A 16914-nucleotide genomic window follows, 5' to 3' on the forward strand; every position below is an offset into this window, starting at 1 on the left:
TAACATTTGTTAGATTTTTGGAAAGAAGATTTTCGCTCATGGGGAGGAGCACCGATGCAATTCCAGCCTACAGACGATCAGAAGGCGTTTCGCGAGACCGCAAAGCGCTTCGCAACTGAAAGGCTTGCGCCCACATATCAAGAACGCGCCAGCGGCCATACATTCGACCGTGCGCTGATCAAGGAGATGGGCGCACTGGGGCTGATCGGGGCCGATCTGCCCGAGGAATTCGGGGGTCTCGGCGAAAGCTCTGTCACGTCAGGGCTGATCGTCGAAGAGATCGCCTATGCCGATTTCAACGCAAGTTACGTGCAGCTTCTGGGCTCTCTCATGGGCGGAATGGTTGCCAAACATGCCTCCAAGGACATCGCGTCGGAATGGGTGCCCAAGGTTGTTTCGGGTGATGCGGTCATTGGCCTGGGCCTGACAGAGCCGCGCGGCGGTTCGGATGCGGCGAACCTGATTCTGAGGGCCGAGAAATCCGGCAACGGCTGGCGGCTGAACGGTGAAAAGACATCCATGAGTTTTGCCAGTCAGGCGGATGCGGCGGTCGTCTTTGCCCGTACCGGCGATCCTGATGGCGGCTCACGCGGGGTCAGCGCCTTTTTCGTCGATCTGAACCAGGAAGGCATCAAGCGCACCCATTTTGACGACATCGGCACCAAGCCTGTCGGGCGCGGCTCGGTTTTCTTTGACGATGTTTTCGTGCCGGCTGAAAACATGATGGCGGAACAGGACCATGCCTTTGGCACGATCATGGCGGGCTTCGACTATTCCCGCGCACTGATCGGGCTGGAGTGCCTGGGGGCCGCGCAAGCGTCGGTGGATGAAACCTGGGCCTACGTTCAGGAGCGCGAGGCATTCGGAGCCCCGATCGTGCAGTATCAGGGTGTCAGCTTTCCCTTGGCCGAGGCCGAGACCCAACTGACCATGATGCGCCAGCTTTGCTATTACACGTTGGACCTGCGCGACCGTGGCCTGCCCCACACCTCTCAGGCCGCCATGTGCAAATGGTACCTGCCCAAAACCGCCTGCGAGATCCTGCACCAGTGCCTGATCCTGCACGGACATTACGGCTACACCACCGACCTGCCCCACCACCAGCGCTACAACGATGTGCTCGGCTTGCAGATCGGTGACGGCACCGCGCAGATCCAGAAGCTGGTGATCGCCCGCGAGAAGGTCGGTCGCATGGCGCTGCAGTATGACAAGAAGGCGAAGGGAGCCTCGAAATGAGCGACCCCATCCTCGTCACTTCCGAGGGCAACACCGGCATCATCGAACTGGCCCGCCCCGAGAAATTCAATTGCCTGTCACTTGAGGTGCATGAGCGTATTTCTGTCGCGCGTGCGGAATTCGAGGCGAACCCCGCTATTCGGGCGATCCTCATCCGGGCGCAGGGCAAGCACTTTTGCACCGGTGCCGATCTGGTGGAAGTGAAAGGTAAATTGAACGATCCCGCCGCGCTGGACCATTTCATCGCCTTTGGCATGAACAACCTGCGTGCGCTCGAAACCTCCTCCCTCCCTGTCGTGGTGGCAGTGCAGGGGTTGTGTCTGGCCGGCGGGATCGAACTGATGCTGGCATGCGATGTGTGTTTCGCGGCCGAAAGCGCCCAGTTTGGCGATCAGCACGCGCAATTCGGGCTGATTCCCGGTTGGGGTGGCTCGCAGCGGTTGACACGGTTGATGGGGCAGCGCAGGGCGCTCGACCTGATGTTCTCGGCCCGCTGGCTCAAGTCGGACGAGGCCAAAGAGGCCGGATTGGTCAACTACATCGTGCCGGATGCGGACCTGCACAAGTCTGCGCTGGAATACTGCGAGAAAATCGCCACCCGTTCACGTCCCGGCATCGCCGAGATGAAGCGGTTGGCGCGCGAAGGCGCGGACCTTGGTATCGACCAGCAGATGCGGCTTGAGCGCGATGCCGCCGTGCGCGCACTGCCCAGCGATGACGTGGCCGAGGGCCTCGATGCATTCGAGAACCGGCGCGCCCCCGAATTCAAGGCTTGAGGACGAAGCATGGATTTCATTTTGAACGACGAACAACGCCAGATTTACGACTATGGCGGCCAGCTGGCGCAGAAGTTCGACAACGATTACTGGCTGAGACACGCACGCAAGCACGAGTTTCCGCACGAAATGTTCCGCCAGATCGCCGATGACGGCTTCCTCGGCATCATGGTGCCCGAGGAATATGGCGGCGCGGGCCTTGGTATGACCGAAATGGCCCTGTTCATGGAGGGCACCGCCAATCACGGCATTCCTCTTTTGATGATGGTGGTCGGGCCGACCATGTCGCTGGCCCATATCGCCAGCCACGGGAGCGAGTTCCACAAGAAAGAACTGCTGCCGGCTGCCTGCCGCGGTGATATCCAGTTCTGTTTCGCGATCACCGAACCGGGGGCCGGGTCTAACACGATGAAGGCCACTACGCTGGCCAAGCGTCGAGGCAACCGGTTCAGCCTGTCGGGCGAAAAGACCTTCATCACCGGGGCCGAAGTGGCCGACTACTGCCTCGTGGTGGCGCGGACCAAACCGCATACCGAGGTCAGCCGCAAGACCGACGGCTTTACCCTGTTCGCCGTGGATCTGAAGAAAAAAGGCGTCGACAAGCAGCGGGTGAAGATCTCGATCCCCCTGCCCGAGGAGCAGTGGACACTGTTCTTCGACGATGTGGATCTCGGCCCCGAGGATGTGGTCGGCGAGGTGGACGAAGGGTTCTCGATCCTGTTCGACAGCCTCAACCCCGAGCGTATCATCCTGGCCGCCTTGTGCTGCGGCATCGGCCGGTTCGCCCTGAACAAGGGCGTGGCCTATGCCTCCGAGCGCAATGTGTTCGGCCAACCCATCGGTGCGCACCAGGGCGTGCAGCATCCGATGGCCAAGGCGCACACAGCGGTCGAGATGGCCAGTCTGATGACCCGGCGCGCGGCATGGGAGTTCGACAACAAGCTGCCTGCCGGTGCGTCGTCGAACATGGCGAAATATGCCGCCGCCGAAGCCGGGATCGAAGCGGTCGACGCGGCGCTTCAGGCGCATGGTGGATCGGGCTTTACCGAAGATACGGGACTTTACGAAATGTACCCGCTGGTCCGCCTGCTGCGCACAGCGCCGGTGAACCGCGAACTGTGCCTGAGCTTTATCGGCGAAAAGGTCATGGGCCTGCCACGATCCTATTGATCGCCACGGCTTGGAACGGAGAACGACATGCAATTTGGAATGCGCTTCCGGCGGGAGGATGCCGCCGACAAGGTAAATGATCGCTTCTGGCACGCGATCGAGGGCACGCCGCTCGACGAGGTGCGCCGTATTCAGGAAGAGCGGCTGCGTGACCAGATGGCCTATCTCAAGTCGAATTCGACCTTCTATCAGGAAAAGTTCGCCGACGCCGGTGTCGATTTCGACGAGATTCGCAGCATCGAAGACCTGCAGAAGCTGCCTTACACCTACAAGACCGAGATCCGCGAAAGCCTTGCTGCGGAACCGCCCTTCGGCAAGCACCGCGCGGCACCAATGTCGGACATCATCCAGATGCAGGCCTCGTCGGGCACCACCGGCAGCCCCTCGTATGTGGCCCTGACCGAATCCGACGCCGAAATGTGGCACGAGATGACGGCGCGCTGCTTCTTCGCCAACGGGGTGCGACCGGGCGATATGGTGTTGCACGCGTTTTCGCTGGCCAAGGGCTTTGTCGGCGGCATCCCGGTGATGCAGGGATTGCAGTACATGGGCACGATCGATGTGCCGGTGGGGGCGGATGGCGGTGCAGAACGTCTGCTGCGCGCCTGCGCAGACACGCGGCCGCGTTGCGTGGTCGGCGCTCCGAACTTTGTTCTGCACCTGGCCGAAAAGGCTCCCGAGGTGCTGGGATGCAAGGCCAGCGAACTGGGTATCGAGCGCGTGATCGTCGGCGGCGAACCCGGCGGCGGCATTCCCGCAATTCGGGCAAAGATCGAAAAGGCCTGGGGTGCGAAATGCACCGAGATGCTGGGCGGCACCGATCTGGGCGTGACATACTGGGCCGAGTGCGACGCCCAGTCGGGTATGCACATGGTCAACATGGACTATATCATCACCGAATTGCTCGACCCCGAAAGCGGCGAAATCATCCCCTGGGAAAAAGGTGCCGAGGGCGAGATGGTCTATACCGCGCTCGGCCGCCAGGCGAGCCCGCTCGTGCGGTTCCGGTCAGGCGATTATATCGAAGTGATCGATACCGAATGCTCCTGCGGCCGCACCGGGCCGAAGATCCGCTGTACCGGCCGGACCGACGACATGCTGATCGTCCGGGGGGCCAATGTCTTCCCGTCGGCGATCAACAGCGTCATTACCGAAATGGTGCCGGACACCAATGGCGTCATGCGCATCGTGGCCGATTTCGAGGGCCACACCACGCAGGGCGCGCTGACGGTGATTGTCGAACGCGGCCCCAATCGCGATCCGGCCGATGACGTCACCCTCAAAAAGAAAATCGAGCAGCGCCTGCGCGAATCCTTGGTCTTCAAGGCCGACGTTCACCTGGTTGCGGCCGACACTTTCGAAAAACCTGGCGCCGCCAAGGTCGCCTTCGTTCTCAGGAAATATCCAGACCTGCCATGACTAGAATGAAATCCCTTCTCGACACCGCGTCGGACGACTTCCGCGCCAACGACGTGTCTTACCGCGAAAAGGTCGATGAACTACATGCCCTCCGGCTCTTACAGCGCGTCGGCGGCCCCGAAATGGCGCGCAAACGTCATGTGGACAAAGGCAAAATCCTGCCGCGCGAACGGATCGAACGACTGATCGACCCGGGCACACCATTTCTGGAACTCGGCGAGTTGGCCGGACTGAATATGCACAAGGGAGTTCCACCCGGCGCCGGCATCATCACCGGTATTGGCGTGATCGAAGGCCGTCAGTGCATGATCATCGCCAATGATGCCACCGTAAAGGGCGGCACCTATTTCGGGATCACCTGCCGCAAACACGTCCGGGCACAGAAAATTGCCTGGAAAAACCGCCTGCCCGTCATCACCCTCGTGGACTCCGGCGGTGCCTTCCTGCCCGACCAGGCCAACCTTTTCCCCGACGAAGGCCAGTTCGGCTCCATCTTTCACCAACAGATCGGCATGTCTGGCGATGGTGTGCCGCAAATCGCCGTGGTCATGGGGCCCTGCACCGCGGGTGGTGCCTATATCCCCGCGCTCTGTGACGAAGTGGTGATCGTGCGCGGTCAGGGCTTTATGTATCTAGGCGGACCGGAATTGACCTTTGCCGCAACCGGCGAAAAGGTCGAAGCCGAAGAACTGGGTGGCGGCAAGATGCATTCGTCCGTCTCCGGTGTGACAGACCATTTGGCCGAAGATGACGCCCACGCTCTGGCCATCACGCGCGAAATTGTCAGCCATCTTGGCGAAAAACCCCAACCCCGCAAGACGCCCGAAACGCCCCGTGCGCCCGCCTACCCGGTCGAAGAGATTTATGGACTCATCAGCCGCGACCCCAAGGTGCCGACCGACAACCGCGAAATCGTGGCTCGGTTGGTCGATGAGAGCGATTTTCACGAATTCAAACCGCTTTATGGCGACACGATCATGACCGGCTGGGGCCGCATCCACGGCCACGAGGTCGGTATTCTCGCAAATACAGGCGTGCTTTTCGTCGAAGCCGCACTGAAGGCCACGCATTTCATCAATCTCTGCGTCCAGCGTGATATTCCGCTGCTGTTCCTGGCCGATGTGAACGGCTTCATGGTGGGCCGCGAGGTCGAGCAGATGGGCATTGCCAAGGCTGGCGCCAAGATGATCACGGCCATGTCTTCGGCCCGGGTGCCGAAATTCACCATTATCACCGGCGGCTCCTATGGGGCGGGATACCTGGCCATGCTGGGCCGCCCGTTCCAGCCGGACGCAATGTTTGCCTGGCCGACGGGACGGTCGGCGATCATGGGGCCGGAACAGGCCGCCAGCGTGCTGGCTCAGGTCCGCGCGCAGATCAACGAACGCGAAGGCAAAAGCTGGACCCCCGAGGAGGAGGAAGCCTTCAAGGCACCGATCCGCAAGGAATACGAAGATTTTCAGGGAGCCTATAATTTTGCTTCCAACCTTTGGATCGACAGCGTGATCGAGCCCTGTGAGACCCGTGATGTCATGGCGCTGATGCTGGATGTGACATCGCGCAGACCCAAGGTCGATACCAAATTCGGCGTGTTCAGGATGTGAGGAGCGAACCGTGAAAATCAAGACGCTTCTGATCGCCAACCGCGGCGAAATTGCCTGCCGGATCGCGCGCACTGCGCGGGCCAGCGGTATCATTCCCGTCGGCGTGCATTCGCAGGCCGACGCCAATGCCCTGCATGTCCGCGAGATTGGCAAATCTGTCTGTATCGGCGCCGGACCTGCATCCGAGAGCTATCTGAAAATCGACGCGGTGATTGCCGCTGCGCAATCAGTGGGCGCGGATGCGATCCATCCCGGTTATGGCTTTCTGGCCGAAAACCCCGATTTTGCTCGTTCGGTCGAAGCCGCCGGCATGATCTTCATGGGGCCGACGCCTGAAACGCTTGAACGTTTCGGCGACAAGGCCAGCGCCAAAGAGGCCGCCGTGGCGGCCAGCGTCCCGGTGATTTCGGGCGCCGAAGGTGCGCGGTCCGATCCCGAGCAGATTGCCGAGGAGGTGCGCCAAATGGGCCTGCCGGTGCTGCTCAAGGCGGTCGGCGGCGGTGGTGGGCGCGGACAACGGCTCGTCACTGACGAAACCACGCTGGTCGAGGACATCGAAGGCGCGCTGCGCGAAGCAAAATCCACCTTCGGCTCCGAAGGGCTGCTGTTGGAGCGTTTCCTGCCCGAGGCGCGCCATGTTGAAGTGCAGATCGCAGGTGACGGCAAAGGCCATGTGGTGCATCTGTTCGAACGCGATTGCACGCTTCAGCGCCGCCACCAGAAGGTCATCGAGGAAGCCCCGGCCTGGGGTCTGCCCCGAACGCTTCTGGACGACATCGCACGCGACGCGGTGCGCTTGGGCGAAACGCTGGACTATCGCGGGCTGGGCACGGTCGAATTTCTGGTCGCGGGTGGCGAGTATTTCTTCCTTGAGGTGAACCCGCGCATTCAGGTGGAACATCCCGTCACCGAAGCGATCACCGGGCTGGACCTTGTCGCGCTTCACCTGCGGATTGCCGAAGGCGCGGGCCTTGGACTGGTGCAGGACGATCTGACGATCAACGGCCACGCGGTCGAGGCGCGGCTTTACGCCGAAGATCCGGCGATGCAATTCGCCCCGTCGACGGGCACGCTCTCCACGCTCAGCCTGCCATCGGGCCTGCGCATCGACAGCGGCGTCGAAGAAGGCGATGCCGTCACGCCCTACTACGACCCGATGATCGCCAAGCTGATCGTGCACGCGCCCGACCGGGAAACCGCATTGGCACGTCTGGCCACGGCGCTTGATCATGTCGCGGTCGAAGGTGTCGAGACCAATCGCGCCTTTCTAACGGCGCTGGCGCGAAACCATGAATTCGAACGGATGCAGGTGCATACCCGCTGGATCGACGGCAGGCTGGATGAGCTGACACAGGCACCCGGCCTGACCCGCCCCGATCTGTGGAAGGCGACCGCTGCCATTCTCTTCGTGACCCAGTCGCGCAGCGACACAAACGCCAATCCCTGGACCAACCGTGATGCCTTTACCGGCTGGCGGCTTGGACTGGGCGGCGATGCGATTGAAGCGGGGCAGCGCGTGACGCTTACCGATTCTGACGAGGTATCCGAAGAACTGCGCGTCAGTCCTGTCAAACCGGGTGCCAAGTACACCATCCATTCGGAGAAAGGCGAGGCGCTGATACTGTCGGCACGTGAACTGACCCCGGGCCGTTGGCGTGTCGGCGAAGGCGACACCGTCCATCTGATCGACGCGCGCCTGCACGCGGGCGTGATCGAACTGGATACGCCCGAAGGCCGCCTGGTATTTCGGCCCGCCGCGCCCCTTGCCTTTGCCGGCGACAATGCCGCGGCGGATCGCGCCGTGACCTCTCCGCTGACCGGCATGATTGTCGAAATCAAGGTCTCCGATGGTCAGAGCGTGGCCGAAGGCGACGTGGTCGCGGTCATGGAATCCATGAAACTCGAAATCTCGATCCGGGCGGCCGCGGCCGGGATCGCCAGCAATATATCCGTCTCGAATGGGGACATGGTCGATCGCGGCCAGGTCATCGCCGAGATCCTGCCATCCGAGGAGTGATGAAATGAGCGACTTTCCCAAATTCGTAGAATTTCGTGAAGAAGGCCCGCGTGAGGGTTTTCAGATCGAAAAGAAGATTTACCCGATCGAAGAGCGGATCGAACTGATCGACATGCTCAGCGAAACCGGCTTGAAACGCATTCAGGTCGGCAGCTTTGTCAGCCCGAAATACGTTCCTCAGATGGCGGACACCGGCGAGTTGTTCCAGCGTATCAAGCGCAAACCGGGCGTGAACTACACATCGCTGTGGCTGAACGACAAAGGGTTTCGCAAGGCCCTGACCGCGCATGAGGTCGATATCGACCCGCGTCTGCTGTTCTATCCTTCCGAAGCATTCGCCCAATCGAACAACAATTGTTCCTCGGCCGAGATGCGGGAAAAACAACGTGACTGGGTCCGTCTTTACAAGGAAGAGGGATATACCGTCGACGCGGCCTATGTGATGACCGCCTTCGGCTGCAACCTCGAGGGCCCCATCCCCCAAGAACGCATCTTGGACGATTTCCGCTTTATCCTTCAGCTATGCGAAGAAGAGAACATCCCCGTGCCGATCCTCGTGGTCGCCGACACCATGGGTTGGGGAAACCCCGAGGCGGTCAAACGGATGATCGGCGCCCTGCGCGAATTGGCGCCCGAGGCGCGCATCGGTATGCACATCCATGACACACGTGGGCTGGGGATCGCCAACGTTTATGCGGCCCTGTCGATGGGCGTGGACATGTTCGAAAGCTCCGTCGCCGGTCTTGGCGGCTGTCCTTTCGCGGGCCACGGCCACGCGCGCGCCGCAGGAAATGTCTGCACCGAGGATTCAGTGTTCCTGTGTCACGAGCTCGGCATCGAAACCGGCATTGATCTGGACAAGCTGATCGCAGCGGCGGTCAAAGCAGAAGAGATCATCGGTGTGCCGCTCATGGGCCGGGTCATGCACACCGGCGGGTTGGACAAATACCGCAAGTCACGCTGAGGGAGCAAGAAGATGACAAAAGCACTTGACGGAAAGGTCGTTCTGGTCACCGGGGCCGGCGGTGGGATCGGGCGTGATATCGCCTTGATGGCAGCCGCAGAAGGCGCCGCCGTGGTGGTCAATGATCTGGGCGCATCCCTGAAAGGCACCGGTCAGACAGAAACTGCGGCGCAGAAAGTCGTCGAAGAGATCAAGGCGGCGGGCGGCGATGCGATCGCCGATGGCGGCAACGTCACCGATCCGGACGCCGCGCGCGCGATGATCGAGGCGGGTGTCAAGGAATTCGGCCGCATCGACGCGGTGGTGAACAACGCCGGCATCCTGCGCGACGGGTTCTTCCACAAAATGACCTACGAGGATTTCGACGCGGTGGTGAAGGTCCATCTCTATGGCGCCTTCAACACCAGCCGCGCGGCGGCCGATTATTTCCGCGAGCAAGAGGGCGGTGCTCTGGTGCACATGACCTCGACCTCGGGGCTGATCGGCAATCTGGCGCAGGCGAATTATTCGGCGGCAAAGCTGGGCATCGCGGCCTTCTCGAAATCGGTAGCGCTCGACCTGAAACGCTGGAACGTGCGGTCAAACTGCATCGCGCCCTTCGCCTGGAGCCGGATGATCTCGTCTATCAAGACAGACACCCCGGAACAGGTGGCACGGGTCGAAAAGATCAAGGAGATGACACCGGCCAAGGTTGCACCGATGGCCTGTTTCCTGATGAGCGACCGCGCGGCTGACGTGTCAGGACAAATCTTTGCGGTTCGCAAGAACGAGATCTTCCTGTTCAACCAGCCCCGCCCGGTGCGGTCGGTTCATTCCGATGATGGCTGGACCGCCGATGAAATCGCCGAGCGCGCCATTCCCGCGCTCAAATCACAGTTCACGCCGCTCGAAGTTTCGGCGGATGTCTTTTCGTGGGATCCGGTTTGATGGGAAAACGCAAAGAAAAAATCAGCTCCGACATTGCCTGGAGCACCTCTGACAAGATCAGCGTGCGTGGGCTCGATCTGCCCAACGAGATCCTGGGCCACATGAACCTCGGCGATCTGGCGTTTCTGCAGTTGACGGGTCGCAAGGCCACGCCCGAGGAAAGCCGCGTCTTTAACGCTATCGTCATTACCTTGGTCGAACATGGTATCACGCCCTCGGCCCTGGCGGCGCGGATGACCTATATGGGGGCGCCGGAATCGCTTCAGGCGGCTGTGGCGGCTGGCTTGTGCGGGCTGGGCACCGTCTTTGTCGGTTCTATGGAGGGTGCCTCGAAGATGCTTTACGAGGCACTGCCACAGGACAAGTTGGGCACCGGTGTCGATCTGGATGCGCTGGCCGTCGAGACGGTGGAAAAATTCCGCGCCCGCAAGATGATCGTGCCGGGGCTGGGCCATCCGGTGCACAAGCCGGTCGATCCGCGCACACCTCGCCTGTTCCAGATCGCTGCCGAGAACGGCAAGTCCGGTGAATACATCGAGTTGATCCAGAAAATTCAGGCCGTTGCCGAAGAAAAATCGGGTAAGATGCTGCCGATCAACGCCACCGGGGCGATCGGAGCGATCTGCTGTGAATTTGGCTTCCCCTGGAAGATCGTGCGGGGCTTTGGCGTCATGGCACGCGCCATCGGTCTGGTCGGTCATATCCTCGAAGAGAGCGAAAACCCGATTTCCTATGAGCTTTGGCAGCGTGCCGAGCAGGAAATTCTTGAAACGTCGGGTCCGGGAGCGAAGTAACCGATGCAGACGTCAGCCCCAGACACTCACACCGATCTGCGCGACGCCTTGCGCGCACTTTGCGCGCAGTTTCCGCCAGAGTATCATCGCAAGTTCGGCGAAGACGAAACCTACCCCGAGGAATTCGTCGATGCGCTGACCCGCGAGGGCTGGCTTGCCGCGATGATCCCAGAGGAATACGGTGGCTCGGGTCTGGGGTTGACCGAAGCCTCGATCATCATGGAGGAGGTGAACCGCTGCGGCGGAAACGCGGGCCATTGCCACGGGCAGATGTATAACATGGGCACGCTGCTGCGGCATGGTTCGGATGAGCAAAAGCAGAAATACCTGCCCGGCATCGCCAGCGGCGCGTTGCGCCTGCAATCCATGGCCGTGACCGAACCGACAACCGGGACCGACACCACCAAACTGAAGACCACCGCGGTCAAGAAAGGTGACCGGTATGAGATCAATGGCCAGAAGGTCTGGATCAGCCGTATCCAGCATTCCGACCTGATGATCCTGCTGGCACGCACCACGCCGCTGAGCGAGGTCAAGAAAAAGTCGCAGGGCCTGTCGATCTTTATGGTCGATCTGAAAGAGGCTATCGGCAACGGGATGGAGGTCCGCCCCATCGCCAATATGCCCGGCCACGAAACCAATGAAGTGTTTTTCGACAACCTGGAAATCCCCGCCGAGAACCTGATCGGCACCGAGGGGCGCGGGTTTTACCATATTCTTGACGGGTTGAACGCCGAACGGACCCTGATTGCGGCGGAATGTATCGGTGATGGATACTGGTTCGTCGACAAAGCCCGCGCCTATGCCGGTGACCGCGTGGTCTTTGACCGTCCCATCGGCCAGAACCAAGGCGTGCAATTCCCTATCGCCAGGTCTTATGTGAACATCGAGGCCGCCAATCTGATGCGCTTTGAAGCCTGCAGGCGGTTCGATGCTGGGCTGGATTGCGGAGCACAGGCGAATATGGCTAAGCTGCTGGCTTCGGAGGCCAGCTGGGAAGCGGCCAATGCCTGCATTCAGACCCATGGCGGCTTCGGTTTCGCACGGGAATACGATGTCGAGCGCAAGTTCCGCGAGGCGCGCCTCTATCAGGTCGCCCCGATCTCGACCAACCTGATCCTGTCATATGTCGGAGAACATATCCTCGGCATGCCAAGATCGTTCTGAAGGCTAGGATTATGGGTGAGATCGACCTTGACGCGCTGGCGCCCTGGCTGGGACGCACCGAGACTAAGGAAGATGTTCTGACGCACGGGCTGATCGACAAATTCCGCGCCACGCTCGGTCCGCATCTTTGGGATGGAGCGGGCGATGTCCCGCTGGGAATTCATTGGTGCCTTGCCCTTGATACCGTGCCAGCGACCGCCCTGTCAGAAGACGGCCATGCCGCGAGGGGTGGATTTCTGCCCCCTGTTCCGCTGCCCGCCCGCATGTGGGCTGGCGGCGATGTTACGCATATCGCGCCGCTGAAAATCGGCGAAACCATCACCCGACGCTCTTCGATCAGGGATATTGTGGCCAAGCAGGGCCGTAGTGGACCATTGGTCTTTGTGACCGTCGAACATGAGTATCTGAGTGGCAACCGGCTTTGTATCCGGGAGCAGCAAACGATCGTTTATCGTGAGATTTCCGCCCCCCGCACGGGCGAGAGCGCACCTGACGCGGGTGACCCCACCACGCTCAGATCGACCCTGACACCGGATCCTGTTCTGCTGTTTAGCTATTCGGCGCTGACGTTCAATGCCCATCGCATTCACTATGACCACATCTACGCCACCGAAACCGAAGCCTATTCCGGGCTTGTTGTCCATGGCCCCTTGCAAGCCACGCTACTTCTGAATCTGGCGGCGGATGCGTTGAAAACATCGCCTCACCGGTTTTCTTTTCGCGGACTCGCGCCACTCACCCTGCCCTGCGAATTGCAACTGCACAATGAAGAGACCGGCACCTCCGGGACAGTCTGGTGTCAGGATCAAAACGGTCTTCGAAGCTTTTCCGCAGAGTACGCGGCTGTCTGATCGTTTTTCTTCGGTAGCGAATTCAATTGTTGACCAAATTTTCTAACATCTGTTAGGAATGGCGGAGAAACTTGGTAAATAAACCAGGCAAACCTCTGAATTTAGAGGTGGGAGGAGGAACAATGCGAGGAAAACTCGTAACCAACGAAAAACCGTGCGGTCAGGCTATGCGCGCCTCCATGAGGTGTGGGGCAAAAGCACGGGCCGCAACATGACCACGAATAACGGGCACGTATCCTCACCGCTTGCGGTGCGTGGTGCAACTTTGAAATTTGGCGGTGTGACCGCGCTCGACGATGTGAGCATTTCTGTGGCCGACGATGAATTGCTTGCAATTATCGGACCGAACGGAGCCGGAAAAACATCACTTCTGAACGTGACTGCGGGCTTCTACCGTCCGCAGAAGGGCCGTGTCGAATTGTCCGGGCAGGACGTGACCGGCCTGCGTGTTGACCAGATCGCCCGGCGCGGTCTGGCGCGGACGTTTCAGGGCACCCATCTTTTTGCCGGGCAGACGGTGGTGGAAAACATTATGATCGGCCGCCACATGCTGATGAAATCGAATGTAGTCCAGGCCTTTTTCCAGTTCGGTCCCGTGATGCGCGAGGAATCGGAACATCGTGAAGCCGCAGAGGAGATCATCGATTTTCTCGAGATCGAGGCAATCCGCAACCGGCCCGTGGGCACGTTGGGGTATGGGTTGCGCAAGCGTGTCGATCTGGGCCGTGCATTGGCGCAGGAACCGTCGATCCTGCTGATGGATGAACCGATGGCCGGCATGAACTCGGAGGAAAAAGAAGACCTGGCGCGCTTCATTCTCGATGTGCGCGAGGCGCGCAAGATTCCGGTAGTTCTGGTGGAGCACGACATGGGCGTCGTGATGGACCTTGCCGACCGGATCGTGGTGCTGGATTTCGGGCGGGTCATCGCCGAAGGCACCCCGGAAGAAATCCAGAAGGACCCGGCTGTCATAAAGGCATATCTGGGGTAGCGGCATGGTCAAACAACGGACAGCAATGGTCTTTTCGGACCCAGCAGTGACACATAGCGAAACCCTGCCGCAGGTTTTGCTCGCGCGAGCGACATCCACACCGACCAACCTCGCCGAACGGCACAAGCGCCTGGGCATCTGGCGTGAATTCACCTGGGCCGATGTTCTTGACAGGGTTCGCGCCCTGGCTCTCGGGTTGGAGAACCTGGGCTTGTCGGCTGGCGAATCCGTCATGATGATTGGCGAAAACGAACCCGAACATTTCTGGGCTGAATACGCCGTCCAGTCGTTAGGCGGCAAAGTCCTGTCTGTCTATCCGGATCAAAACGCTGAAGAGATTCTGTATCTGGCCGAAGACTCGCAAACGCGGATTTTTCTGGCGCAGGATCAGGAGCAGGTCGATAAATGCATCGAGATTGCGGGCAAGTACTCGGGCGCCCTGGCGGTCGTTTACTGGGACGATTCCGGTCTGTGGGGCTATGATCATCCCCTGTTGCATTCGTTTGAAAGTGTGAGCGCGGCAGGGCGTCAGATCCACGCCAAGGAACCCGCCAGATTTGAAGAACACGTAAAACGTGGACGGGCGGACGATACCGCCTTGCTGTCCTATACCTCGGGTACCACGGGAAAACCCAAGGGCGTTGTCATCAGCCATCGCTACCTGTTCGACAATTGCTCGCGGGTGATGGGGGCAATCGAAATCGCGCCGGGCACCGAATACCTGACCTACATTTCGCCGGCCTGGGTCACGGAACAGATTTTCGGCCTGTCGATCGGTTTGATCGCGCCCATGGTCGTCAATTTCCCCGAAGGCCCTGAAGACGTACTGACCAACATTCGCGAACTGGCGGTCGACGCACTGGTGTTCAGCCCGCGCCAGTGGGAAAATCTCGCCTCCATCGTTCAGGCCCGGATGCTGGGGGCGGGCAAAATCCGCAATGCGATGTACAACTGGGGCATGAAGGTCGGCCACGACGTTTATGTGGAACGGCTGGAGGGGCGTAGCCCCAGCCTTGCCGCACGCCTGCAGCTTCCCTTTGCCGAAGCTCTGGTGCTGCATCACCTGCGCGACAATCTTGGCCTTGGTAAGGCCAAAAACGCAATGAGCGGCGGCGCCCTGATGGCACCTGACGTCTTTCGTATGTTCCACGCGATGGGGGTTAAGCTGCGCAACGTGTATGGCGCGACCGAAATCGGCCTTCTGACCGCGCATGTCGGCGAAAGCTATCAGCTGGAAACCAGCGGCAGCTGGATGCAAAGCAACACGAACTACGGCGAACCGCTGGAATACAGGGTCTCGGACGAAGGGGAGCTTCAGGTGCGTGGCGGATCGGGCTTCGGTGGCTATCACGGCAAGCCCGAAAAGACCGCAGAGGAATTGACCGAAGACGGTTGGTACAAGACCGGTGACGCGGTGTCGATGACCGACGACGGCGAGCTTTTGTTCTTTGACCGTGTCAAGGATATGCGCCGCCTGGCAAATGGGCACAGCTATCCGCCGCAATTCATCGAAACGCGGTTGCGGTATAGCCCCTTCATCAAGGATCTCATGACCTTGGGCGACGAAACCCGGAGCTTCGTCAGCGCGCTTATCAATATCGATATGGAAGTTCTCGGGCGTTGGGCGGAAGAGAACAAGATCAGCTTTTCGACCTACACCGATCTCTCGCAGAAACCCGAAGTTCTGGACCTTATCAAAGGCGAAGTGGCGCGCATCAATGCGCTCCTGCCCGAAGGCTCGCGCGTGGCACGTTTTGCGAATTTTCCCAAGGAACTCGACCCGGATGAAGGCGAGTTGACCCGCAGCCGAAAGCTTCGCCGGGCCTTTCTGGAGGAACGGTATGCCAAGCTCGTCGAGGCGATCTATGCTGGCGATGACGAGACAGATCTCGAAATCGCTGTGACCTATCAGGACGGCCGTCAAGGCGTTCTCAAGACCACGGTTCGCGTGTCGGATGTTGAAAACGCATCGAAGGCTGCCAAGCGGCAGTCCAAATCTTAAAGGAGGTCGGCGACAATGGTCTATTTCATCAATGACATCATTACCGGGGCTTTGATCGGCCTTCTGTATTCGCTGGTGGCCATGGGCTTTGTTGTGATTTACCGCGCCAGCAAGGTGTTCAACTTCGCGCAGGGCGAGCTTGTGATCATCGGCGGGTTCATCGTCTGGTTCACAACGATGCAAGCGGGGCTTAGCCTTTGGTTGTCGATACCCCTTTCGCTGGTTCTGGCCGGGCTGGTCGGGTACGCAATCGAACGGATTTTCCTGACAAAGCTGATCGGTGAATCGGTTTTCTCGATGGTCATGGTCACCGTCGGCCTTTTGATCCTGCTGCGCGGTTTGGTGCTGCTTGTGTTCGGTCCCGCGGTAAGACCCTTCCCGATCATTTTTCCGCTGAAACCCTTGTTCCTCGGCGATATGTTGATCCCGATGAACCTCCTGATAGGTGGGATCATCACCATTGTCGCGGCCGTCGGCCTGTCGTGGTTCTTCAACCGGACCCGGTCCGGCCTCCGTATGACCGCTGTGGCGGAGGACCACGTCGTAGCTTCCTCGATGGGCATTTCGGTGAAAGGCTCGATTGCCGTTGCCTGGGTTCTCGGGGCAATCCTGTCCACAATTGGTGCGATGATCTTTCTCAGCGGCAAATCGCTGACCTTCCTGGCCTCGGATATCGGGTTCGCGGCCCTGCCGGTGGCGCTCTTTGCCGGGCTGGAATCCATCGGCGGGCTTATCTTGGCAGGAATAATCATCGGCATCGCGCAGAGCTTGACCACCAACTACCTTGATCCGTTGATCGGTGGCTCGCTCGGCAGTGTCGTTCCATATATCATAATGCTTGCCATTCTGCTGATCCGGCCGACCGGCCTGTTCGGCTGGCGCACAATCGAACGGGTGTAATCCATGGATCCTTCTGGCGTATTCCCGACAAGCTATCGCAGTGACAGACGTTTGATCCGAACGCGCTGGCAGTTTCTGGCCCTCGTCGTATTCATG

At 60.0% G+C, this 16914-nt stretch carries 14 protein-coding genes; all 14 read left to right on the plus strand.

The features are described 5' to 3' along the window. Window positions 1-54: 54 nt before the first annotated feature. The 14 genes from SM763_RS18055 to SM763_RS18120 all read left to right on the plus strand — a co-directional run bounded on the left by SM763_RS18055 (window position 55) and on the right by SM763_RS18120 (window position 16818). Window positions 55-1236 (plus strand): acyl-CoA dehydrogenase family protein, encoded by a 1182-nt coding sequence (locus SM763_RS18055; protein WP_043753664.1) that lies wholly within the window; start codon window positions 55-57, stop codon window positions 1234-1236. Beyond that, on the plus strand, window positions 1233-2012 hold the full coding sequence (locus SM763_RS18060) for an enoyl-CoA hydratase/isomerase family protein (protein WP_027264403.1): 780 nt from the start codon (window positions 1233-1235) through the stop codon (window positions 2010-2012). Before SM763_RS18055 ends, SM763_RS18060 begins: the two co-directional genes overlap by 4 nt. Before the next feature lie 9 nt (window positions 2013-2021). Then, window positions 2022-3182: an acyl-CoA dehydrogenase family protein gene (locus SM763_RS18065; protein WP_027264402.1), complete on the plus strand. Its 1161-nt coding sequence runs from the start codon at window positions 2022-2024 to the stop codon at window positions 3180-3182. 27 nt (window positions 3183-3209) lie between these two features. Then, a complete protein-coding gene (locus SM763_RS18070) occupies window positions 3210-4601 on the plus strand; it encodes a phenylacetate--CoA ligase family protein (protein WP_136340197.1) in 1392 nt (463 codons plus the stop codon). Next, a complete protein-coding gene (locus tag SM763_RS18075) occupies window positions 4598-6205 on the plus strand; it encodes an acyl-CoA carboxylase subunit beta (protein ID WP_152467130.1) in 1608 nt (535 codons plus the stop codon). Before SM763_RS18070 ends, SM763_RS18075 begins: the two co-directional genes overlap by 4 nt. 10 nt (window positions 6206-6215) lie before the next feature. Next, entirely contained in the window at window positions 6216-8222 is a 2007-nt protein-coding gene (locus SM763_RS18080) for an acetyl/propionyl/methylcrotonyl-CoA carboxylase subunit alpha (protein WP_152467129.1), read from the plus strand. Between the two features lie 4 nt (window positions 8223-8226). After that, a complete protein-coding gene (locus tag SM763_RS18085) occupies window positions 8227-9186 on the plus strand; it encodes a hydroxymethylglutaryl-CoA lyase (RefSeq protein WP_152467128.1) in 960 nt (319 codons plus the stop codon). A 12-nt stretch (window positions 9187-9198) separates the two neighbouring features. Beyond that, complete coding sequence (locus SM763_RS18090; protein ID WP_152467127.1) at window positions 9199-10113, plus strand: SDR family NAD(P)-dependent oxidoreductase; 915 nt, start codon at window positions 9199-9201, stop codon at window positions 10111-10113. Next, window positions 10113-10907 carry a citryl-CoA lyase gene (locus SM763_RS18095; protein ID WP_152467126.1) on the plus strand — a complete coding sequence of 265 codons (795 nt, stop codon included), beginning with the start codon at window positions 10113-10115 and terminating at the stop codon, window positions 10905-10907. Before SM763_RS18090 ends, SM763_RS18095 begins: the two co-directional genes overlap by 1 nt. A gap of 3 nt (window positions 10908-10910) precedes the next feature. Next, window positions 10911-12074 carry an acyl-CoA dehydrogenase family protein gene (locus SM763_RS18100; protein WP_152467125.1) on the plus strand — a complete coding sequence of 388 codons (1164 nt, stop codon included), beginning with the start codon at window positions 10911-10913 and terminating at the stop codon, window positions 12072-12074. Window positions 12075-12085: 11 nt separating this feature from the next. Then, window positions 12086-12925 (plus strand): HTD2 family dehydratase, encoded by an 840-nt coding sequence (locus tag SM763_RS18105; RefSeq protein ID WP_152467124.1) that lies wholly within the window; start codon window positions 12086-12088, stop codon window positions 12923-12925. A gap of 211 nt (window positions 12926-13136) precedes the next feature. Beyond that, a complete protein-coding gene (locus tag SM763_RS18110) occupies window positions 13137-13916 on the plus strand; it encodes an ABC transporter ATP-binding protein (RefSeq protein ID WP_028288584.1) in 780 nt (259 codons plus the stop codon). 46 nt (window positions 13917-13962) lie between these two features. Further along, window positions 13963-15918, plus strand: coding sequence for an AMP-binding protein (locus SM763_RS18115; RefSeq protein ID WP_233145719.1), 1956 nt, complete (start codon window positions 13963-13965; stop codon window positions 15916-15918). A gap of 15 nt (window positions 15919-15933) precedes the next feature. Next, on the plus strand, window positions 15934-16818 hold the full coding sequence (locus SM763_RS18120) for a branched-chain amino acid ABC transporter permease (protein WP_028288586.1): 885 nt from the start codon (window positions 15934-15936) through the stop codon (window positions 16816-16818). Window positions 16819-16914 lie beyond the last annotated feature (96 nt).

Origin of the sequence: Pseudophaeobacter sp. C1-32P7 (assembly GCF_041008775.1) — a bacterium.
GTDB lineage: Bacteria > Pseudomonadota > Alphaproteobacteria > Rhodobacterales > Rhodobacteraceae > Phycobacter > Phycobacter gallaeciensis_A.

Coding starts and splice junctions, on each gene's coding strand:
- SM763_RS18090 (WP_152467127.1), top strand. CDS start 9,199: ATGACAAAAGCACTTGACGGAAAGGTCGTTCTGGTCACCGGGGCCGGC.
- SM763_RS18095 (WP_152467126.1), top strand. CDS start 10,113: ATGGGAAAACGCAAAGAAAAAATCAGCTCCGACATTGCCTGGAGCACC.
- SM763_RS18060 (WP_027264403.1), top strand. CDS start 1,233: ATGAGCGACCCCATCCTCGTCACTTCCGAGGGCAACACCGGCATCATC.
- SM763_RS18100 (WP_152467125.1), top strand. CDS start 10,911: ATGCAGACGTCAGCCCCAGACACTCACACCGATCTGCGCGACGCCTTG.
- SM763_RS18085 (WP_152467128.1), top strand. CDS start 8,227: ATGAGCGACTTTCCCAAATTCGTAGAATTTCGTGAAGAAGGCCCGCGT.
- SM763_RS18110 (WP_028288584.1), top strand. CDS start 13,137: ATGACCACGAATAACGGGCACGTATCCTCACCGCTTGCGGTGCGTGGT.
- SM763_RS18075 (WP_152467130.1), top strand. CDS start 4,598: ATGACTAGAATGAAATCCCTTCTCGACACCGCGTCGGACGACTTCCGC.
- SM763_RS18105 (WP_152467124.1), top strand. CDS start 12,086: ATGGGTGAGATCGACCTTGACGCGCTGGCGCCCTGGCTGGGACGCACC.
- SM763_RS18065 (WP_027264402.1), top strand. CDS start 2,022: ATGGATTTCATTTTGAACGACGAACAACGCCAGATTTACGACTATGGC.
- SM763_RS18070 (WP_136340197.1), top strand. CDS start 3,210: ATGCAATTTGGAATGCGCTTCCGGCGGGAGGATGCCGCCGACAAGGTA.
- SM763_RS18055 (WP_043753664.1), top strand. CDS start 55: ATGCAATTCCAGCCTACAGACGATCAGAAGGCGTTTCGCGAGACCGCA.
- SM763_RS18120 (WP_028288586.1), top strand. CDS start 15,934: ATGGTCTATTTCATCAATGACATCATTACCGGGGCTTTGATCGGCCTT.